General features: G+C 39.8%; 19 protein-coding genes. 6 read left to right on the top strand and 13 right to left on the bottom strand.

Annotation, left to right across the window (positions count from 1 at the left end):
- The first annotated feature begins 138 nt into the window (after positions 1-138).
- Together ACUXV0_RS04490 and ACUXV0_RS04485 are read left to right on the top strand one after the other, a co-directional pair.
- A complete protein-coding gene (locus tag ACUXV0_RS04490; RefSeq protein ID WP_446191871.1) occupies positions 139-324 on the top strand; it encodes a hypothetical protein in 186 nt (61 codons plus the stop codon).
- A gap of 22 nt (positions 325-346) precedes the next feature.
- Positions 347-568 (top strand): hypothetical protein, encoded by a 222-nt coding sequence (locus ACUXV0_RS04485; RefSeq protein WP_446191870.1) that lies wholly within the window; start codon positions 347-349, stop codon positions 566-568.
- A gap of 77 nt (positions 569-645) precedes the next feature.
- On the opposite strand, the gene ACUXV0_RS04480 is transcribed toward ACUXV0_RS04485, so the two are convergent.
- The 6 genes from ACUXV0_RS04480 to ACUXV0_RS04455 all read right to left on the bottom strand — a co-directional run bounded on the left by ACUXV0_RS04480 (position 646) and on the right by ACUXV0_RS04455 (position 8,412).
- Positions 646-2,892: a molybdopterin cofactor-binding domain-containing protein gene (locus ACUXV0_RS04480; RefSeq protein WP_446191869.1), complete on the bottom strand. Its 2,247-nt coding sequence runs from the start codon at positions 2,890-2,892 to the stop codon at positions 646-648.
- A gap of 19 nt (positions 2,893-2,911) precedes the next feature.
- Complete coding sequence (locus tag ACUXV0_RS04475) at positions 2,912-3,367, bottom strand: (2Fe-2S)-binding protein (protein ID WP_446191868.1); 456 nt, start codon at positions 3,365-3,367, stop codon at positions 2,912-2,914.
- Between the two features lie 94 nt (positions 3,368-3,461).
- Positions 3,462-5,663 (bottom strand): DUF5916 domain-containing protein, encoded by a 2,202-nt coding sequence (locus tag ACUXV0_RS04470; RefSeq protein WP_446191867.1) that lies wholly within the window; start codon positions 5,661-5,663, stop codon positions 3,462-3,464.
- A gap of 100 nt (positions 5,664-5,763) precedes the next feature.
- Positions 5,764-6,276: a nuclear transport factor 2 family protein gene (locus ACUXV0_RS04465; RefSeq protein ID WP_446191866.1), complete on the bottom strand. Its 513-nt coding sequence runs from the start codon at positions 6,274-6,276 to the stop codon at positions 5,764-5,766.
- 1 nt (position 6,277) lies between these two features.
- Positions 6,278-7,321, bottom strand: a complete 1,044-nt coding sequence (locus tag ACUXV0_RS04460; RefSeq protein WP_446191865.1) for a hypothetical protein — start codon at positions 7,319-7,321, stop codon at positions 6,278-6,280.
- A 5-nt stretch (positions 7,322-7,326) separates the two neighbouring features.
- Positions 7,327-8,412 carry an aldo/keto reductase gene (locus ACUXV0_RS04455; RefSeq protein ID WP_446191864.1) on the bottom strand — a complete coding sequence of 362 codons (1,086 nt, stop codon included), beginning with the start codon at positions 8,410-8,412 and terminating at the stop codon, positions 7,327-7,329.
- Between the two features lie 176 nt (positions 8,413-8,588).
- Between ACUXV0_RS04455 and ACUXV0_RS04450 the strand changes: the two genes are divergently transcribed.
- On the top strand, positions 8,589-9,485 hold the full coding sequence (locus ACUXV0_RS04450; protein ID WP_446191863.1) for a helix-turn-helix domain-containing protein: 897 nt from the start codon (positions 8,589-8,591) through the stop codon (positions 9,483-9,485).
- Here the strand turns inward: ACUXV0_RS04450 and ACUXV0_RS04445 are convergent.
- Positions 9,482-11,683: a molybdopterin cofactor-binding domain-containing protein gene (locus ACUXV0_RS04445; RefSeq protein WP_446191862.1), complete on the bottom strand. Its 2,202-nt coding sequence runs from the start codon at positions 11,681-11,683 to the stop codon at positions 9,482-9,484. The two genes, ACUXV0_RS04450 and ACUXV0_RS04445, sit on opposite strands and share 4 nt — an antisense overlap.
- A 304-nt stretch (positions 11,684-11,987) precedes the next feature.
- Between ACUXV0_RS04445 and ACUXV0_RS04440 the strand changes: the two genes are divergently transcribed.
- Positions 11,988-12,185, top strand: coding sequence for a helix-turn-helix domain-containing protein (locus ACUXV0_RS04440; RefSeq protein ID WP_446191861.1), 198 nt, complete (start codon positions 11,988-11,990; stop codon positions 12,183-12,185).
- Between the two features lie 49 nt (positions 12,186-12,234).
- Here the strand turns inward: ACUXV0_RS04440 and ACUXV0_RS04435 are convergent, their stop codons facing one another.
- Both ACUXV0_RS04435 and ACUXV0_RS04430 read right to left on the bottom strand, forming a co-directional pair.
- Positions 12,235-12,945, bottom strand: a complete 711-nt coding sequence (locus ACUXV0_RS04435; RefSeq protein WP_446191860.1) for a 3-keto-disaccharide hydrolase — start codon at positions 12,943-12,945, stop codon at positions 12,235-12,237.
- 12 nt (positions 12,946-12,957) lie between these two features.
- On the bottom strand, positions 12,958-13,824 hold the full coding sequence (locus ACUXV0_RS04430; RefSeq protein ID WP_446191859.1) for a sugar phosphate isomerase/epimerase family protein: 867 nt from the start codon (positions 13,822-13,824) through the stop codon (positions 12,958-12,960).
- 151 nt (positions 13,825-13,975) lie between these two features.
- Here ACUXV0_RS04430 and ACUXV0_RS04425 point away from each other — a divergent pair, with 151 nt between their 5' ends.
- The gene (locus ACUXV0_RS04425) at positions 13,976-14,857 is read left to right on the top strand and encodes a helix-turn-helix domain-containing protein (protein ID WP_446191858.1); all 882 of its coding nucleotides are present in this window, start codon (positions 13,976-13,978) and stop codon (positions 14,855-14,857) included.
- 19 nt (positions 14,858-14,876) lie between these two features.
- On the opposite strand, the gene ACUXV0_RS04420 is transcribed toward ACUXV0_RS04425, so the two are convergent.
- Positions 14,877-16,514 carry an apiosidase-like domain-containing protein gene (locus ACUXV0_RS04420; RefSeq protein ID WP_446191857.1) on the bottom strand — a complete coding sequence of 546 codons (1,638 nt, stop codon included), beginning with the start codon at positions 16,512-16,514 and terminating at the stop codon, positions 14,877-14,879.
- 89 nt (positions 16,515-16,603) lie between these two features.
- Here ACUXV0_RS04420 and ACUXV0_RS04415 point away from each other — a divergent pair, with 89 nt between their 5' ends.
- Positions 16,604-17,251 carry a GntR family transcriptional regulator gene (locus ACUXV0_RS04415; RefSeq protein WP_446191856.1) on the top strand — a complete coding sequence of 216 codons (648 nt, stop codon included), beginning with the start codon at positions 16,604-16,606 and terminating at the stop codon, positions 17,249-17,251.
- A 57-nt stretch (positions 17,252-17,308) separates the two neighbouring features.
- On the opposite strand, the gene ACUXV0_RS04410 is transcribed toward ACUXV0_RS04415, so the two are convergent.
- From ACUXV0_RS04410 to ACUXV0_RS04400, 3 genes are read right to left on the bottom strand one after another with little or no spacing between them, the layout of a single operon-like run.
- Positions 17,309-18,547, bottom strand: a complete 1,239-nt coding sequence (locus tag ACUXV0_RS04410) for a PQQ-dependent sugar dehydrogenase (RefSeq protein ID WP_446191855.1) — start codon at positions 18,545-18,547, stop codon at positions 17,309-17,311.
- Positions 18,544-18,876: a c-type cytochrome gene (locus tag ACUXV0_RS04405; RefSeq protein WP_446191854.1), complete on the bottom strand. Its 333-nt coding sequence runs from the start codon at positions 18,874-18,876 to the stop codon at positions 18,544-18,546. Before ACUXV0_RS04405 ends, ACUXV0_RS04410 begins: the two co-directional genes overlap by 4 nt.
- Positions 18,877-18,889: 13 nt before the next feature.
- On the bottom strand, positions 18,890-19,714 hold the full coding sequence (locus ACUXV0_RS04400; protein WP_446191853.1) for a hypothetical protein: 825 nt from the start codon (positions 19,712-19,714) through the stop codon (positions 18,890-18,892).
- Positions 19,715-19,748 lie beyond the last annotated feature (34 nt).

The raw sequence follows: 19,748 nt of genomic DNA, 5'->3' as shown, positions 1-19,748 counted from the left end.
CGGTTTCGGGCAGGTTTTTTTTATCCTAATTTGACCTCAATAGACATTATGTGGATTTTTCTAATCAGTTCTACATCTGAATTTCACCAGACTTTGAGGAACACACTTTTAATATCTGACATCATAAATCACAAGATTATGATAAAGACAACAGCAATCATTTTACTGGTTTTAGGTGTTATCGGATTATGCCTTGGTCTACCCGGAATATTCGGAACTGACATTGTACGTATAAGTCCATACGCCTTGTCGATAGGAGGCTTGATATTTTTCTTGTCAGGGACATCAATGCTCAAAACCCGCAGAGATACTGACGAGATTTAAGTTAAACCAAAATCAAAAAAAGATGAAAACGAAATCAATTATAGGAATTCTTCTTATTCTAGCAGGACTCTTTATCGGTGTTGCCGGATATGGAAAGGTATCTGAAAATACCGCAAATGTTGAAGTTTTAGGTTTTGACATTAATGCTTCCAATAAGGGTGGCCAGCAGCAAGGTTACATTATGTTAGGGATTGCGGCAGTAGTTTTTGGAGCAGGTGTATATTCGTTAAATAAGAAGAATTAGATTCCTTAAAACATATATATTTAAACACAAAAGCCCGACTTTCATCGGGCTTTTTCATATTAATCAGACTAAATTTCCTAAATCGTTTCCGGTTGATTTTCACTTAGGAAAGGCTGGTTATAATAGCGTTTTCCTGTGGTCTTATAAAGGGCATTTGCTACTGCACCAAAAACCGGTGGGAATGGCGGTTCGCCTAGTCCTGTAGGATCCACTGTACTTTCTACAAAGTGCACATCTACCTTTTTAGGAGCCTCATTATGACGAATCATTCTGTAGGTGTCAAAGTTCTTATGGTCTGTCACTCCATTATTGAAAGTCATGGAGCCATAGAATGATTGGCCTATGCCATCTACCACTGCTCCCTGTACCATATTACCGGCACCTTCAGGATTAATCACTATTCCACAGTCGATAGCAGAGGTAACCTGCTCTACGTACGGTTCTCCGTTTCTTTCTACCATATCTACCACGTGAGCGGCGTATGAATTATGACAGAAATAGGCGGCTACACCTCTTCTCTTACCATTATTCTCGGCTTTACCCCAGCCAGATTTTTCTTTGACTAGTTTGAGTACTCCGGCGTATCGGTCTGCATCGTAATCATTATTGCTTCCTACCGGATTTTTCTTAGCTCTCTCCAGCAGTTCAAGACGCATTTCTATTGGGTCTTTTCCCATAGCTTCTGCTACTTCATCCAGAAATGACTGTTCTGCAGCCGCATTGAAGTTAGAACGTGGGGCTCTGAAAGCACCAATCGTGATGTTTGAAGGAATCTCAAAACCTTCAGCCAGGTAGTTGTCCACCGCTCCAGCCGGGAAACGATTGGCATGCAATGGGTGCTCAGGCACTCCACCACCAGTTACATGAAAACCTATGAGATTCTTATTTTCATCTAAAGCTGCTCTATAAGTAGCCGTGTACATTGGTCTGTAGATACCATAGCTCATGTCATCTTCACGAGTGTAAACGAGCTTTATGGGCTCTTTTACTTTTTTCGAGATCAAAGCCGCCTCGGTTAAATAGTGACCATAGGCTCTTCTTCCGAAACCACCACCCATACGTGTTGATTTTACCTCAATTTGCTCGGCTGTCATTCCCAAAACTTTCATTAAAGTTGGTTCTATCCAGCCGGGAGCCTGGTGAGGGCCTGCTATCACAGCACTATCTTCTTTCACATGAGCAAAAGCATTCATTGGCTCCATACAGTTATGGGCCAGGAATGGTGCATTATAGGTTCTTTCTATAACTACTGCAGCATTTTTGAAGGCCTCTTCAGGATTTCCGTCTTTTCTCAGCTGTTGGGCATTAACCTTTTCTTTTTCAAGGTTACTAAAATGAAGACTAGTACTTTCAAGTTCTCCAGGTCTTTTGACTTCAGAGTTGCCTCGGTACCCACCAACTATTTCGGTGACATCTCCACGCTTTTTCCATTCAGTACTTATTTTCTTTCTGGCATTCATCACCTGCCAGGTACTATCACCAACTATCGCTATCTGTTCGTTGAAAGATCTGGTATCAAAACCTGCCTGAACATAGTCATCAGCATAAAGTTTAAAGCTGAAAACATCAATTATACCCGGCATTTTCTTAGCCTGTGACGCATCAAAAGAGTCCAAGGTCATCCCAAATGCAGGTGGATGAACTACCATAGCATACTTCATACCCTCTACCTTGTAATCCAGACCAAATAACGGTTGACCTGTCATCATTTTAAGACCCTCTTTGTTTTTAGAGGATTTACCAATGACATTATATTGATCTGGTGATTTTAAGCTAAGGTTTTTAGGTACATCCAGTGCAGCAGCCTTTGAGGCCATTTCTCCATACGTGGCTTTTTTACTTCCTGAACTTAGTGTACCATTTTCAGCTTTGATGCTATCTTTTGATACACCCCAAGAGTTCGCAGCAGCCTCTTTCAGCATTTCACGAGCTGCAGCTCCTGCTTCACGAAGTGGCTTAAAGTACATTCTAACGGAGTTACTACCCCCCGTAAATTGAGGTCCGTACTTTGTGTTATCATGCGGCCCCATCTCTACGATTACCTTATCAAAATCTACCTCTAATTCTTCAGCAACCATCATTGGAAGAGAAGTCATCACATTCTGACCAAACTCGGGATTCGGGTTGAAGATTTTAATAATATTATCAGGCGTGATTTTTATAAAACCAGAAAGCTCATGCCAGATTTCTTCTGCAAGTGCTTTGTCTGCTCCTTCGGCAGCTGCTGCTTTAGCAAACCAACTGAAGCTAAGCATAAGCCCACCACCAGCCATGGCAGAGGACTTCAAAAATGATCTTCTATCTAATGCTTTATTGTTTTTCATAGGATTCAATGGTTTAGGGTTACTTAGTAGCTGCCGTTTTAATGGCTTCTTTGATTCTCAAATAAGTACCACATCTGCATATATTACCGCTCATTGAAGCCTCAATATCCTCATCACTAGGATTTGGGTTACCTTTCAAAAGTGCTGCCGCAGACATCATTTGTCCACTTTGACAGTAACCGCACTGGGCCACATCATGCTCCAGCCAGGCTTCCTGCACCGGATGAGAACCGTCTTCTGAAAGACCTTCTACAGTTGTTAATTCCTGGTTTCCTACTGCAGAAACAGGAAGCATACAAGAACGAACCGCCATTCCGTTTAAGTGAATGGTACAGGCACCACACTGTGCCATACCGCAGCCAAACTTAGTTCCTACTAAATCCAGATGATCACGTAAAACCCAAAGTATTGGTGTTGAAGGATCTACCTCTACTTCGTGCTTAGATCCATTGATGTTTAAATTATATTTTGCCATAGGTATGCTTTTATCTTTTAAAGATCGTGAAAATAATTACCTCGTATATTATTAAAATCAAACAAAATCTTATGTAAATCAAATTTATGAAACATTACAAATTCAACCAATACGTAAACTTCAAATTAATTGATCTGTAAGTTGGCTCCCACATGTTAGTGGCATAGTTATCATTATAAACGAGAAATAAATCTGAAAGTGGAGCAAAACGCCACTGTAATCTTGATTGTATTCCTAAATTTTCTCTTTGATTACTATACTGAACCAAAGTGGACCAAAATACTGATTTAGAGAAGGTAATGTCAAATTGTGGACTAATAAGCCAAATATCTGCAGTAGAGTATGGCCTAGGCAAGGCGATATGATTATAATCTACCAAAAGGCTAATTAGTGTTTTTGGCATAAATCGCATTGTGGTTGTTCCGCTCAGTGAGTATTGTTTTACGTTAAAAAATGTACCAAGAGTAGATCGGCCTTCAAAAGTTACAGTACCGTTATTATTTGTAGCATAGTTGGTAATGAAGGATGTAAAATTATAATCTGTGAGTGCAGGCAGTCGTTCACCACCAGATCTTGTTGGGTCAAAGCTTCCTTGCAGATAGATATACTGCTGATTTAGAGTAAAACTCAACGATGACTGATTTCTGAAATCTATTGCATGCGATAATCTGATAAAGTGATCTGTCCTTTTCCAATCTAAAACGGGGCTGTAATACAGCACATTGACTATCCGAGTGGTTTGAGTATTTATTGACCCTCGGGTATTGTAGAAGGTTCGTGCTATTCCATTCCCAGATTTCAATAAGCCTTTTCTTGGAATAAACCCAAGGTCAGAATTGAAGTCTTGATCTATATAAACCCAGTCATTTACGAACTGCCAGTAACGATTATTATATGTGACCGTTGCTTGGGCAGAAGCGTTTCCTTTTGAGTCATCTGGCTGAAAGGACTTGTGATAGTAGAACTTTCCGGTCCATTTGCTATCTGCAGAGGCCAGGTTATAGTCTACACCTATAACCCTGTTATATTTTTCATTTTCAGATACAAAATCATAATTGCCGAAGGTTTGTCTATTCACCCAAAAGGCCCCAATATTTGACCTGGCAAAAACCTTTCTCTGCACCGCTATCATGGAGTTATTATTTGATGGTACTCCATTAGCACGGTCTTCGGCGGTTTGAATACTCATAACCCCCAATCGCCAGTTTTCGTCAACTTTGCCGCTCAATCGTACACCTCCCAGAATTCGGTTTTCTATATTATTCCCTAATGAATCTCGTACAATTCCGATTCTTCTGGAAAAGAAAGGTCTGGCCTCATTAAAGCTATTGCCAAAGTTGGCAAAGAGGTCATTATTGTCAATGAAAAATTGCCTTTTCTCAGGAAGGTTAATTTCAAATCGAGTAAGATTAGTCACAACATTATCAACCTCCACATTCGAAAAATCAGGGTTTATGGTGATATCGAGGTTCATTCCATTTCCTATTGCTACTTTGGCATCACCACCAAAAGTAACCTTATTAAGAGGCTCATTTTGAACATAATTTTTTGATGAAAGTGCATTGATATAAGGGATGAGATAAACCGGAGGTTTACTTTTACCCAAAGGCTTTTCAAAAATCATTTCACCTAAAAAAGCGAGATCAATTAATGGCTGTTGCTGAGGCACACGGGCCCAGGCACTCTGTTCATTGCTTGCCAGGTCCCATCTGTATGTTTGAAAACGCCAGCTTTTAGAACCTTCCGGGAATTTGAGTGAACTGAACGGAATGGCTATTTCAATGATGTATGCATTTTGATAAATTTTGCCTTCAGATTGCCATTTGATATCCCATGTTCTATTTACACTTTCAGCAGATGTTCCCCCTCCTGCAATTAATATCTCACGCTGAACCCCATAAGGGCTGACCCCAAAAAGAAATGCATTTGTACCATCTTTAAAAGTGTCAAACATTAATGACACGTTGTCATTAGTAGAGCCGCTAAAGTCTCGCCTAAGTGTACTGACCACAAACTCCCCATCCTTGCTTTCTGCTTTAATACTGACATACAAATAATCATCAGACTGCAACATTCTGACTTCAGTATTCTGTTGGGATCGAACAGAGTCTATGGGGAAAAACTGCCAAAAATTAGAAGCAACATCAGCCTCTTTCCAAATTGGTTCATTGAGTTCCGCATCAAGGTTTATGGTTTCATTTCCAATATACTTGACAAAATAAGTGGGAGACTCAGTTTGAGCTTGTAGCTCAAATAGAGAACAAAAGAATAGTGGAACGAAAGCAAGAATTTTCATTCGAAGAGTCAGGAATAAATGGTTAACAAAATTCTGAATTAGAAGCTTGTAGGTACTTTAGATTTTCAAACAGAAAACTATAAAATTCAAATAGCGAGTTTTATTCAGTGATTTCTGTGGCATTCTGCCATGTGAAGTTTGAAGTTCTCTTGGCTATCAGCCATTTACCATCAACTTTTTGATATTCATCGTGGTAAATAACCCCAATATCTCTCTTCATTTTAGTACCATTCTGAGAGCCAATAAGCGTAACAGAGCAGTAGGATGTACCTTTTGCTTGATTTCCATTTATGTCTACCGTCTGCTGTCCATTGATATGAAACACCGTTTCCATGCTATTTAGAAAATTACCAAATACATCACCGATTTGCTCTCTTCCTTTTAGAGAGGTGACCAGGTTACCGCCGATATAGGTTTCCACGGTAGCGTCTTCGGTAAAAAGGAAAGTCTGCTCCTTTGCCTTTTTTTCATCAGCCAGGTTAGAGAAGGTGTCTACAAGTTCTTTCAGAGCTTGCTTGTCTTCCAAGAGTGTAACTCTCTGTTCCAGTGTTATTTGTCCTTGTGCCATATTGATTATAAATAGAAAAAGAATTCCTGTTATTAAATTTTTCATTTTAGTTTTTGTTTAACCAGTTCATTAATAAATCTGCTATCTGAAGGTTGTTTTTGTCTTGCATTAAGACATGACTGTTTCCTTTGTAGCCCATTTCAGGAAGGTGCCATATCTCGGCTTTTCCACCAGCCTGTGTAAGCTCTTCAGTAAATATTTTACAGCTTTCATAGGCGGTTCTCCATGAATGAGGAACGCCCGTAGGTTGATCCAGATAGTCGCCAAAAACAACTACTGTCGGTATGTTTTTTAATTTAATCAGTTGTTCTTCTTTGAGTTCGGTAGGGCAATGTCCAGGCTCTACCAAAATCATATTTTTAATACCCTCCGGGTCAATTAGTGCCGCCTCAATTGGGTAAGACCCTGATTGTGAATGACTAATTAAGGTCGCTTTATTTAAGTCTGTAGACAGGTCTGCCAAAGCCTTAAAAGTGGGGTTAGGGTTTGGCAACGACATACTTACATCAGGCACCGCTTGCTTTGAAAGCTCCACAAGGGCTTCTTCAGGAAAAAGACTTTCTGAATGCACAATCCCCGTTGTATCACCGATTCGGAAATTCGGAATAACGGTTTCATCACTGAATCGCCACATTGGAGCCTGTTCTTGAGGTTTACTTTCATTACCTCTAACACGGTTAAAAGCGGCTTGATTAAATCCTGATCGGCCTCTTCCTACCTGGTCTGGGATATAAACCGGGAAGCCATTTCTTACGAAATATTCATCCCAACCTATTCGACCGTCCGGAGTGGTTTCCCAGGTTTTGCCAGTTAAAGTCATCCCATGAATCATGATGACAGGTGATCCGGTTACATTTTGAGGAACCATATACCTGACATACATCTGATTTATGGTGATATGACCTGCCGGCCCAAAACTGCCCAATTCGGTAAACGACTGGTCAGATGATTCTCCTCCCACATAAAAACTACCCTGCGAAGCCAAAACAAGGGGCTTATCTACTTTCTTCAATTGATGAATAGACTGGCCGAAACCAGAAGTAGAAAGGAAAAGTGTGGCGGCTAATCCAACGATTAATTTAAAATTCATAGATTCTATAGGTTTGTGTGAACTGACTCCGGTGCTCTTACACCTTTAACTTCTATCGCTTCGATGGAAGTCCTTATATCTGCCAATTCATTTTGGGTAAAGCTTAGGTTAAGTCCGCCTATGTTTTCCATTAAATGGTTTTCATTGGTGGTTCCTGGTATAGGCACAATGAATGGTTTTTGGGCAAGAAGCCAGGCTAAAGACCATTGTGCAGGCGTGACATTCTTTTCTAAAGCCTTTTCTTTGACAAAATCCAGAAGCTTGAAATTAGCCTCAAGGTTTTCTTTTCTTAAATAAGGTACTTGTGCTCTTCTGAAGCCGTATGTGGTGTTTTTATCAAAACGGCCTGTTAAAAAACCTCTGGTTAGTGGGCCCCATGGAACGAAAGCTATACCCAGCTCCTCACAAAGAGGTAGAACTTCATGCTCCATAACTCTTTCAAGAATAGAGTATTCTGATTGTAGAGCTGATACAGGATGTACAGAATGAGCACTTTTAATAAAAGCAGGTGATACTTCTGAAAGACCGTAGTTTTTTATCTTTCCCTCTTTTATTAAATCTTTAAAAGCTCCTGCTACATCCTCTGCAGGAGTATGACCGTCTGCTCTGTGAAGATAACACAGATCAATTACATCAGTTTGTAATCTTTGTAAACAGCCATCTACCGCTTTTCTAATACTGTCAGGTCTACTGCTTTTACCTGCAAATCCTCCGTTAGAATTAAATGAGAACCCTACTTTGGTTGCCAGATTTATTTTATTTCTGAATGGTTTGATGGCTTCACCTACTATTTCTTCACTATAAAATGGGCCATAAACTTCTGCCGTATCTAAAAAATCAACACCATTTTCATATGCCTTTCTGATGACCTGAATCATGGCTTCTTTAGGCATTCTTTCATTATACACTCCAGCCATATTCATGCAGCCGAGGCCTATTGGAGAAACTTCTAAACTTCCTATTTTTCTTAAAGAGCTTAAAGGTTTAATGTTACTGCTATTTCCCAGTGCTTTTGCTCCCAACATAACTGATACCCCTGCCAGAGTAGAACTGGCAATAAAATCTCTTCTCGTAATGCTTGACTTTTTCATGTTTTAAATGATTCTGAGTGAAAGAATTATTGAACACTACAAAGGTATTTTGAGATGAAGTGTCATCTCTTACCTAACTTCCTGAAGTATGTACCAATTTTCCTGTTCTATATAAAGGATGGGGCTCAGGTGCAGAAAATGTTGCTACATTTGGATTGAGCTTATAAGAAAACCTCATGGAAGTCAGCAGATTAAATAGTATCGATAGATTAAATAAGAATAACGGAAAGGAGACTAACCACCCGCTCGTAACTGTTTTGGATTTGTCAAAAGCACAGCCAGGTCCGGCGGTTAGAGTTCACTTTGAACTCTACGGCGTTTTCTTGAAGGAGTCAACCTGTAGTTCAGTAAAGTATGGCAGAAACTATTATGATTACCAGGATGGTACTCTTTTGTTTGTGGCCCCGGGCCAGGTGGTGGAAATAGAAGATGTAGATGAAAAAGGTCTTCATCAGCCTTCCGGTTTAGTTTTATTTTTTCATCCTGATTTAATCAGAGGTACATCTCTTGGTCAAAACATCAATTCATATTCCTTCTTTTCATATAATGTCAATGAAGCCCTACATGTTTCTGAAAAAGAAAGAGAACTGGTTTTAGATTTGTTTGAAAAGATTAAAACAGAAGTAGAGTATCCTGTAGATAAACACAGCAAAAAGCTTATTTCAGACAATATAGAGCTGCTGCTCAATTACTGTGATCGCTTTTATGACCGACAGTTTATAGTTAGAGAGGAGGCAAATAAAGGAGTTATAGGACAATTTGAGGACCTATTAAAGGAACGTCTAAAATCAGAAGAATTGACAAAATCTGGTATGCCAACTGTAGCCTGGTGTGCAGATCAACTAAACCTTTCTCCGAAATATTTCGGAGACTTAATTAAAAAAGAATCCGGTAAGTCTGCTCAAGAATATATTCATCTTTTGCTCATCAACGAAGCCAAAGAGCGTGTACTGGACAGCACAAAGAGTATCAGCCAAATCGCCTATGAACTCGGCTTTTCATACCCCCAGCATTTCTCTAGACTGTTTAAGCAGAAAGTGGGTGTAAGTCCACTGGAGTGGAGGTCTAATTAAGCCATAAACGGCTGCTGGTAATATCTTTCGCCTGTTGCTTTGTAGAGGGCATTTGCCACTGCTCCAAAAACGGGAGGAAAAGCGGGTTCACCAAGCCCGGTAGGGTCCTCATTATTTTCTACATAAAATACCTCTATTTTCTTGGGGGCTTCCGGCATTCTAATCATACGGTACGTATCAAAGTTACTTTTTTGAGGAACACCTTTTTCAAAGGTCAATTGGCCGTAAAGAGCATTGCCTATACCATCTACTATTGCACCTTCCATGAGATTATTTGCAGAATCCGGGTTTATCACCTGACCGCAGTCTATAGTACAAACCACACGATTAATAATCGGAGAGCCATCTATCATCTCTAAATCAATGGCCATAGCCGCATAGGTATTATGACAGAAATAAGCAGAAATGCCCGGATTTTTCATGTCCTTAATATTTCCTTTTGCTTTTAGCAATTCCAAGACTCCGGCTAGTCTGTCTGCCTCATAGTCATTATTACTTCCTACAGGTTTATCCTTAGCATTTCTCAATAATTCCAATCTAAAATCTATGGGGTCTTTGCCAGCGGCTTCAGCCACTTCATCCAGAAATGCCTGCTCTGCAGCAGCATGAAAATTTGACCGGGGAGCTCTGAAAGAACCGGTGGTAATATTTGAAGGGATTTCCCAATCTTCTGCCAGATAGTTTTTGACTGCCCCGGCAGGAAATCTGTTAGCATAAAGTGGCGATTCCGGGTTTCCACCCATATTGACATAGAAGCCTGTCAGCTCATTATTTTCATTTAAAGATGCTCCGTATTTTGCAAAATAAGTGGAACGGTATATTCCCGATGTCATGTCATCTTCCCGGCTGTAAATTAGTTTTATCGGCGACTTTACCTTTTGAGAAATCAAAGCGGCTTCTATAGCCCAGTGAGCATACGATCTTCTGCCATAACCTCCTCCCAGCCGAGTCATTTTAAAGTCAATTTTCTCTACAGGCACGCCTAGTCTTTTTGAAAGAGCCTGCTCGGTCAATTCCGGCTTTTGCAATGGACCTATCATTTCAATCTTATCCTCACGTACATCTGCAAAGAAGTTCATAGGTTCCATGCAATTATGTGCAAGAAAAGGAGCAGAATAAGTAGCTTCAATCACCTTTGATGCTTCATCAAAAGCAGTATTAATATCCCCATCATTTCTTTGTGTATTGCCTGGTTTATGAACCATCTCAGCCATTTGAGACATGCTGTCAGATGTGCTTTCCAGCCCGGCCGGCACAGTTTTTATCGATTTTCTTCCAAAACGATCCACCTGAATTTTATACGATTCAAAGGACTCCCAGTTGACTTTCAAAGCCTTTTTCGCTTGCATTACAGACCAGGTATTTTCACCAACTATTGCCACCACTTCATTAAAGGAGGTGGTATCAAAAAAGGTTTGCTCCTGATCTTCGTGAAAAACTTTGACTTTAAATACATCAAGAATGCCAGGCTTTTTCAGGACAGATTCAGCATCAAAACTTTTAAGCTTTAAGCCAAACGCCGGAGGATGCACTATCATGGCAATTTTCATCCCGGGTCTTTTGGTGTCAATGCCATAAAGAGGTTTCCCTGTTACAATATTTGGCCCTTCCACATTCTTGACTGAAGTACCAATCAGACTGAAGTCAGATTTCTTTTTCAATTGTACATCAGATGGAATGGGTAATTTGGAAGCGGCCATGGCAAAACTCCCGTAAGAAGCTTTTTTGCCACTTTTATCATGAAAAAGGTAGCTTTCTTTTGTGGTTATCTCATTCAATGGAACAGACCATTCATTGGCAGCGGCTGTAATGAGCAGTTGACGAGCAGAGGCTCCGGCTGTTCTTAGAGCTTTCCAGCCCAATCTTATGGCCTGGGACCCCCCAATAAACTGGCGTGTAAAGTGTTCAGTATCAAGGTCTGCTTGTTTTACAGAAACTAATGACCAATCTGCATCCAGTTCATCTGCCACTATCATGGGCATGGCTGTCTTGATATTCTGACCTCCTTCAGGATTAGGCGAAATCAATTCTATTCTATTATCTGGGTCGATTTTGATGTATGCATTAAACTCAGCCTCCTCTTCAAGCTTGCCATATACTTTCTTATCCTTTGAGGCCAAAGCCCATCGAACATTCAGCATTAGTCCACCTCCGGTAAGAAGTGCTTGTTTCAGGAAGAATCGTCTGTTTGCAGCCATTTGAATTAAAATTGATTTACCAGCGAATGTACCTAGAGTTTAACGAAGAGAAATTACAAAAATCAAACGAATAGTACCATAATTATAACAAAAGTTGCATTCTGGGGCCTTTCAAGAAGCCGGGAAAATGAGAGTGAACCCATTTTCCAGCTATCATCTACTTTAACGTAGACTTTAGTCACCATAAATGGGTTACTGACTTCGTTACTCCCTACAACGGCCAAAAGAGTGATTCTATTCAATATAATAACGGTATTACCAATCACGATTGGTTCTAAAACCTCCTTAATATCGGCCTATTAAAATGGAAAAGAAAACAGGTAAGTCAGCCAAAGAATACATTCAAATCAAGACCATAGACATCGCCGAAGAGAAAATCTTTGAAGAGAAGACCGTTAACGAAATTGCCTACGATCTGGGCTTCAAATATCCTCAACATTTCACGCGTTTATTCAAACAGAAGGTGGGTATGAGTCCGCTGGAGTGGCGGGGGGCGAATTGAATATGAATTAAAATGCCCTTCAAGAAGATCTTGGAGGGCATTATTTATTCTACAGCTCCTTTATCTTAATATTTCTGAAAGATATTCCCTTAGACCAATCCTGAAGTGAGATTTTACCTTTGGTGTGTATACCAAATTCCGGGAAGGTTTTAAAACCTGAATTGTCAACTAAGCTTTTCCAGTTTTCGCCATTAAAGTCTTCCGTGGCTGTCAAAACCCCATTGAGGTAAAACTCAACTTTACCATTCTTTTGAATAATTTCAGACTGATTCCATTCGCCTGCCGGTTTATCGGGACCTGGATTTTTCTGAGCGTAGAAACCATATAAACATCCCGAGTGCTTTTTATCGCTCGCTTCAAAATCGTGATGTGAGCTTTCCAGTAACTGATATTCAGGCCCTGAAGCCCATGCTTTTGGAATATCCTCTCTTTCAATTACATTCAGGAATACACCACTATTTCCTTCTTTGGAGATTTTCCATTCAAATTTCAGGTGATAGTTTTCAAAATCTTTATCAGTTACCAAGTCTTCACGCTCTGCATCAAAAATCTTGGGATCACATATTAACTCTCCTCTTTTTACTACCCAGGCTGAAGGAATTTTACCTTTATTATAAAGGTGCCATCCATGAGTACTTTTCCCATCAAAAAGGAGTTCCCATCCTTCTTTTTTTTCTTGTTGAGTTAAGGTATTCTTTTGTTGAGAAAAGGCCCCAAGAGTTGCCATCATAATACAAGCCAAAATTGTTAATCTTCTCATTTTCTAATCGGGTTATTTAAAATTTTTCTTAACTAGGTAATTGAAGCTGGAGGTAATGCTCTCATACATTTCTCCTTTGGTGACATCTTGTTCAACAAACCAAGTCTCAAGGCCTGCTAATTCTCGTGCAGCGAAAATTCTGTCAAAATCAATGACTCCATTTCCTATTTCCGTTATATCCCCCGTTTTTGCCTCCATATCCTTTACATGCCAAAGAGGGAATCTTCCAGGATATTTTTTAAAATATTGAAGAGGATCAAAACCAGCCTTTATAATCCAGTATAGATCCAACTCAATTTTCACTAAATCAGCAGAAGTATTCTGAATGATATGATCAAATACGAGATTGTGTTCATCGTATTTCTTGAATTCAAAATCGTGATTATGGTAGGCAAATTGAATGTTAGCGGCTTTTGTTATTTCTCCTGACTTGTTCAATAAATCAGGTAGCATCGCAAAGGTTTCATTGTTTTGGATGCTCGGGAAGAGGTAAGGACAAACCATATTCTTGGCTCCAATTTCATTCAGGTCTTCCACAGCTTTTTCCCAGCCGTTAGTAAGAGAACCTTGAGATTTCATGCCAATTCCAGAGGCATGATGGGAGCTGACAACCTTTAGCCCAGTATTTTTTAATAAGGCTTTGAACTCCCCGGTAGTTTTACCAAAGAAATTACCATCGTACCCATAAATTTCGAGCTCTCTGTAGCCAATGGATGCTATTTTTTCCAAGGTGGCTTCCAGATCTTTGGAAACATACTCTCTTACTGAAAAAAGTTGTAAACCCAGCGGTTTCGACTTTCTATAATTTGCCAATAAATCAATAGCACTAAAGCTGGCTGCTCCTACACCTACCGATTTTAAAAATTCTCTACGCTTCATGAATAACTCTGTTTAATTGGTTTTGGGCTAATTGATTTTATCAAAATGAATTGAAATATATTCGGCAAAGTACTGATGTAAAAAAGAAAAAGCTTTTCATCAAATTTTCCATGATTTACCTTAGATTGTCCTTATCTATAAAAAATGTTTTGTGAAGGAGACAATAAAGAATAAAAAAATTTCTCTGGAGATGATTCAGCCAAAATTTGGCAGTTCGTTGATATTGAAACATTTAAGGGCAAAATGCCCGGATTTAAAGCTTTCCTGGCATTTTCACCCAGAGATAGAGCTCGTATACATTCCCAGAGGAAAAGGCAAACTATTTATATCGGATGCGGTAGTGCCTTATGAGCAGGGCATATTGGTATTAATGCATTCTAATTTGCCGCATAGGTGTTTTGATTTTGGCTTTGAAAATGAAGTCTATGAAGAATTTTTAGTTCAGATTTTGCCCGAAAAAATCGATGGAGTGGTTCAACTTTTTCCAGAATTTGAAAAAATTAAATCTATGCTTGAAGCCTCCAAAAATGGGGTGGTATTAAATCTTGATCAGAAGCATTCCTATTTTATGGATCATTTTGTAAAACTCTTTAGTTTGCCTACCACCGAACAGTTGTTAGCTTTTTTTGAAATTCTACACCTCCTTTCCAATGAAAGCTACTGCGGACTCGATGCTTCGTTAATCAGAAATTCTAATGTTGCCAGTATCGATCGAATCGACAAGGTTTTTGCTTATTTGGAAGAAAATTTCATGAATGATATTCGTAGCGAAGATGTAGCTAAACTATTAAACTTTACTAACTCTTCATTTTGCCGATTTTTTAAGAAACAAACACTAAAGACTTTCAAAGAAGCTCTGACAGAATACCGTATAGCTCATGCGGCTAAATTACTTACACATTCAGATAAAAGTATGGAAACTATTGCGTACGAATCTGGATTCGGAAGTCAGCCATATTTTAATAAAATGTTTAAACGCAAAAATGGTCAGACACCACTTCAATACAGGTCCCAATGGAAAAAGAGTCTGTAAAATGAAATGAGAATATTTACTACTTTGACTTTAAAACCAGCACCGCTGATTCACCTTTCCATGGTGATTGATATGATTTAAACATCTGATAGTCTGAAATCATTACATCAGTAAACTCGCCTGTAAAAATGTTAAACCATCGAGCTAGGTATTTTCCCTGCTCTCCTTTCGGTACCACCACGTTTAGTTGGAAATTTTCTTTCGGAACATAATATAGATACAAACCTTTGTCATCGGTGAGGGCATAGCCGCTGGTAGCCATATTATCGTTCCCCAGACGACTGTTGATGGTCAATTTTGGTTTATAAACCTGGAGCGAATTGAAGTCTATTTCTGTAAATAATACCTGTAAGGGTTTATAATAATCGAATCGAGGCTTAGGGTATTTGTCGTTCTGGAGGGCATCGTAAATGACGACATCCCAGGAGCTATTTTGCCAATAATAAGTGGAATAAAGTCCTGCGAAAATGCATTGGTAGTTTCGTTCCAAACAAACTTTTGGGTCGGTGTAGTTTCCGGGAAAATTGGTGAACGGTCCTTCTTCGTAGCCTCCGTGCTCAATGTTCATCACCGGTTTATCTGTGTATAACTGATATGCCTCCATGCTCTGTGAATAGAGGTTGCTACGCCAGTTTTGGATAGAAATGATATCCACACGCTGCGGTTCTCGGGAGCAATATTCGTAGTCGTGAACTGTAACCAGATGATTATAAGTATCATTTTTCCTGATACGAGCTATCCGCTCATTGATATACGGAATGTCACATCTACCGTAGTCCAGAGCTTCTTTGGAGACGTCCCAAATCAGATTTGGGTACGCCTGATAGCGTTTGATGACGTAATCGAAGAAACGGTTGTCGGCCTCGGAATACATTTCGGGCCAATTGACCTTCTTATTCCAAACATAAATCATCAGATGAGAAACGATACCTTTCTCCTGAAGCAATTCCATAACGCTATCCAAGTGCTTAAAGAAGTCGATATTGAGTTTGTCAAAATCAGGATTTTCGTTTGTTCCTTCAAAAACGCTATAATTAGGTTTTTTGAAAGAATATTCTGCAGGAACTTCGCCTTGTGTGGGCCAGCCAACATCATAAGCATAAACATTCATTACTACCTGATTAAAGCCGTTTTCTTTAACCGATTCAAGGATTTGATTTGATTTTGGGAGTTGTCCTGTTTCGTTTTTGTAGTCCAGAGCAAAGAGCCAGTCGAGCTCAAAAGCCAAAGCAAAATACGGATCTCCATTTTCATAGGCGAGTTTTTGGGGATTGTTCTTATCAATGACAATCTGTCCCCTCAAAGGATTTACGGCCTGATTTTTAACTTCTACGAGGCCTTCAATTCCTGCCATTTTGGGGTCACTAGAGTAGGTGGTATAGGAGAATTCGCCGGCCTCAGTCGAGAGAAAACGAATGACATATTCATCATTACCATTATAAAAGCCATCGATTTTTTTTACAATTCCTTCAGAATCAATAAACAAAGCTCCAACGCTTACTTCAAAGGGTTTATCAATGTTAGACTTTGATTGAAGTTTTATGTCAATTGGTTTATTGACAGGCGTTTGATAGGACTGTGCAAAGAGCTCAACTGCGTTAGTCAAAAGAACTATGAAAATAAAAAACAAAGTAGACTTAGAAGTTTTTAAGAGCATAATGAGATCGTTTTAAAAGGCAACTGATAGGTAAAAAAGTATTTTCAAAGCTAGCTTAATATTTTTAATTTTGTATACAGTATTCAATTATGACAGCAAAAATTAACTATAAAGACTTAAGCATTCAGGCATACGAAGTACTGCGTGAAGAGATTATTACCGGAAAGCTTGCTCCTGGAGAAAAGCTGATTCAGGAGAAATTGGCTGAGCGACTGGGCCTGAGCAGGATGCCACTGCATAGGGCATTTCAAATGTTACAGGATGAGATGCTGGTGGAAGCAAAACCCAGAAGAGGTTTCTATGTAAGAGAACAAAGCAAAAAAAGCTTATTGGACGCCTTTCTTTGTCGAGAGGTATTGGATGGTCTAGCGGCCAGAACTTTGGCACAAAACTCTTCTCACAAGTCCATCGCCAAAGATTTAAAGAAAATATTTCAAGCTTTTTTGGAACAAAAGGATATCAATGAAAAGGCCTACCGAAAGGCCGATGAAGTCTTTCACAATACCTTGGTAGAGCTTTCAGAGAACCAGATGCTCATACGCATGAATAACATGGGGCAGTTCTTACGGCAGTCTTATGTTTTCGGTTTGGTAAGACCTCCTCAGGAAACGCTAACTGAGCATTTAGCCATCATTCAGGCTATTGAAGACGGAAATACTGAAAGAGCTGAACAGGAAATTAAAAATCACGCCAGGAAGTCCATTGAAACTTTGGAAGTAGAATCTGCCGATCATTAGAAAAACAACCTGATGTTTTCCTGATTAAGACTTTTCCACGTTCCTTAGAAGATTAACCTAATTCGCAATCCTAATCAATCTCCCATTATCCGCATCAGTCACCACGTAAAGTGATCCATCAGGCCCTTCGGCTACGTCTCTTACCCTTTGTTTGTTATCCAATAAAAGCCGCTCTTCTCCAATTACTTTATTTCCGTCAATGACCAATCTGATCAAATGCTGCCCTGCCAGTGAAGAAATGAACAGATTGTTTTTCCATTCAGGTATCATTTTACCAGAGTAAAAGGTGATACCTCCTGGAGCGATGGCCGGATCCCAATAGTAGACTGGTTGTTCCATGCCTTCTTGTTGGCTTTTACCACCATTTATTTCTTCTCCCGTATATTCTGTTCCATAAGCAATAGTCGGCCAGCCGTAATTTTTACCGGGCTTTATGATATTGATTTCATCACCGCCTTGTTGCCCGTGTTCACTTTCCCAGAGTTCGCCGGTTTCAGGATGAAAGGCCAGTCCTTGTGGGTTTCTCACGCCTATTGCCCAGATTTCTTTTAGTGCGTTTTCTCCGTATGAAGGATTGTTTTCGGCTGGACTTCCGTCTTTGTTGATTCTGATAATTTTACCCAATTGAGAATTTGGCCATTGTGCCTGAACTCTGAAGTTTGGCAGAAAACGCTCCCCTGCCGAGAAAAGAATTTTGCCTTCCTTATCAATGACTATTCTGGAACCGATATGGGCAGGAACAGGAGCATTGGGCGTCACCCTGAAAATCACTTTATAATCTTCAATTGATTTCTCATCCACTGTAAGTTTGGCGGATGCAATGGCCAATCCATTTCCTCCTTCTCTTTGCTCTACAAAAGCAAAATAAAAACTGCGGTTGTTTGCAAAATCGGGGTCGATGCAAATATCCAACAACCCTGCATCTACAGCATAGACCACCTTGGGTACGCCCTGCAGCTCAGAACCTATTTCACCGTTTTGATTGACTATTCGAATGTTCCCACTTTTCTCGCTAATGAGCATTCTACCATCTGGCATAAAAGCGATACTCCATGGATGAAATAGTTTATCGGTCAGTACTGTTACTTTATAATCACTTTTCGTAATAACGGCTTTGGCTCTGGTTTGACCTTCAAAAGCGGGTTGTTGATTGGGGTTATTTGCCGACCTGGTTTCCAACACTTGACCTTCTACAGGCTTTGAGTTTTCCGGTGCTGCACCTTTGACACTAAAGCCTTGCCCATAAGCCCCAAAACCTGCGGCAGAAAACAGTATTATTATTAATTTCTTTGTCATTTCTTTTTCTTGGTTTTCGGCTGTGATGCCAGGATGAAAGCCGCTAATTCTTCAATTTCTTCTGGTTTAATGACTCCTTCCCAGGCTATCATTTGAGTATTGGCTATGCCATTGGTGATGGTTTTTATCAAGGCCTCTTTGCTTCCACCATATTTCCAATCCTTCTTTATCAAGGAGTTTGGTTTGCCAGCTTCCATATTCATTCCATGACAGACACCGCAATATATGCCGTAGTTTTTCTCTGCAGTTTGGGCTGTTGTGTAAAATGGGACACAGATAACACAGATGCCAGCAGCACAGATTAACACAGATTTATTAATCTTCCACATTTTAAAGCCAATCTTACTTTTTCACAATACGATAAGCCACCATGTAATCATTCTGATCAGTGGTCATGTAGAGGATGTTCTTTGCCTTGTCGTAATACACAATACCGCAGGGAATATTTTGATCTCTGGTATCCAAAAGAACTTCATTTGATCCATCGGCATTGACATAATACATCATGCCACTCCAGCAGGTTACCACATACTCGCTTTCATTGATTCTGGCCAGCCCGTTCATACGCTCATTCATGCCTTCTGAAACCACGGTTCTATTTTTGTCTTTGTCTACCTTTAACAGTTTGCCACCTGTCAAAACCCATAGGAAACCGTTTTCGGCAAGAAGTCCGGCAGCACCTGGGCAATTATCAAGGTACAGTGAATATTGTCCGTCTTTGATCTTATAGATTTTCCCACCAAACATTTCGCTTACATAGACTACGCCGTTTTCATCAATGGCGAAATTGTGAAGAAGTCCTGCTCCCTCTATCTTGATTTTTTCTTTGATAGTGGCTGATGGAATGTCAATTACAACCACCTCATTCAGATCTGCCGCATACATGGTATTTTTATAAATCTGAATATCTTTAGGAGCATTCATGCCTTTCACCCAGTCAAACTGAATCATTTTACCATCAAACCCAACTTTACTCACAGTGCCATCTCCATCCCTTCCCATGGGATTACCAATAGTATTTGACACAAACAGAAATTTTCCATCAGGTGAAGGAACGATGCCCTCACCGAACTTGAGCATTTTATCAGAAGTCCAGATGGTTTCCAAAGAGTGCTGGGCAAAAAGTGATTGACCAGTAAGGAGAAGAAGAACAAATAATTTTCTCATGTTAATCGGTTTTCGTTATACCACAAAATTCCTT

The sequence above is a fragment of the Jiulongibacter sp. NS-SX5 genome, from assembly GCF_052828545.1.
Note: the sequence above shows the minus strand (reverse complement) of the source record. Positions and strands in the feature narration are given on the sequence as shown.

Bases quoted from the DNA above. Each gene is read 5' to 3' on its own strand.
- ACUXV0_RS04490 (WP_446191871.1), top strand. From the start codon at position 139: ATGATAAAGACAACAGCAATCATTTTACTGGTTTTAGGTGTTATCGGA.
- ACUXV0_RS04485 (WP_446191870.1), top strand. From the start codon at position 347: ATGAAAACGAAATCAATTATAGGAATTCTTCTTATTCTAGCAGGACTC.
- ACUXV0_RS04480 (WP_446191869.1), bottom strand. From the start codon at position 2,892: ATGAAAAACAATAAAGCATTAGATAGAAGATCATTTTTGAAGTCCTCT.
- ACUXV0_RS04475 (WP_446191868.1), bottom strand. From the start codon at position 3,367: ATGGCAAAATATAATTTAAACATCAATGGATCTAAGCACGAAGTAGAG.
- ACUXV0_RS04470 (WP_446191867.1), bottom strand. From the start codon at position 5,663: ATGAAAATTCTTGCTTTCGTTCCACTATTCTTTTGTTCTCTATTTGAG.
- ACUXV0_RS04465 (WP_446191866.1), bottom strand. From the start codon at position 6,276: ATGAAAAATTTAATAACAGGAATTCTTTTTCTATTTATAATCAATATG.
- ACUXV0_RS04460 (WP_446191865.1), bottom strand. From the start codon at position 7,321: ATGAATTTTAAATTAATCGTTGGATTAGCCGCCACACTTTTCCTTTCT.
- ACUXV0_RS04455 (WP_446191864.1), bottom strand. From the start codon at position 8,412: ATGAAAAAGTCAAGCATTACGAGAAGAGATTTTATTGCCAGTTCTACT.
- ACUXV0_RS04450 (WP_446191863.1), top strand. From the start codon at position 8,589: ATGGAAGTCAGCAGATTAAATAGTATCGATAGATTAAATAAGAATAAC.
- ACUXV0_RS04445 (WP_446191862.1), bottom strand. From the start codon at position 11,683: ATGGCTGCAAACAGACGATTCTTCCTGAAACAAGCACTTCTTACCGGA.
- ACUXV0_RS04440 (WP_446191861.1), top strand. From the start codon at position 11,988: ATGGAAAAGAAAACAGGTAAGTCAGCCAAAGAATACATTCAAATCAAG.
- ACUXV0_RS04435 (WP_446191860.1), bottom strand. From the start codon at position 12,945: ATGAGAAGATTAACAATTTTGGCTTGTATTATGATGGCAACTCTTGGG.
- ACUXV0_RS04430 (WP_446191859.1), bottom strand. From the start codon at position 13,824: ATGAAGCGTAGAGAATTTTTAAAATCGGTAGGTGTAGGAGCAGCCAGC.
- ACUXV0_RS04420 (WP_446191857.1), bottom strand. From the start codon at position 16,514: ATGCTCTTAAAAACTTCTAAGTCTACTTTGTTTTTTATTTTCATAGTT.
- ACUXV0_RS04415 (WP_446191856.1), top strand. From the start codon at position 16,604: ATGACAGCAAAAATTAACTATAAAGACTTAAGCATTCAGGCATACGAA.
- ACUXV0_RS04410 (WP_446191855.1), bottom strand. From the start codon at position 18,547: ATGACAAAGAAATTAATAATAATACTGTTTTCTGCCGCAGGTTTTGGG.
- ACUXV0_RS04405 (WP_446191854.1), bottom strand. From the start codon at position 18,876: ATGTGGAAGATTAATAAATCTGTGTTAATCTGTGCTGCTGGCATCTGT.
- ACUXV0_RS04400 (WP_446191853.1), bottom strand. From the start codon at position 19,714: ATGAGAAAATTATTTGTTCTTCTTCTCCTTACTGGTCAATCACTTTTT.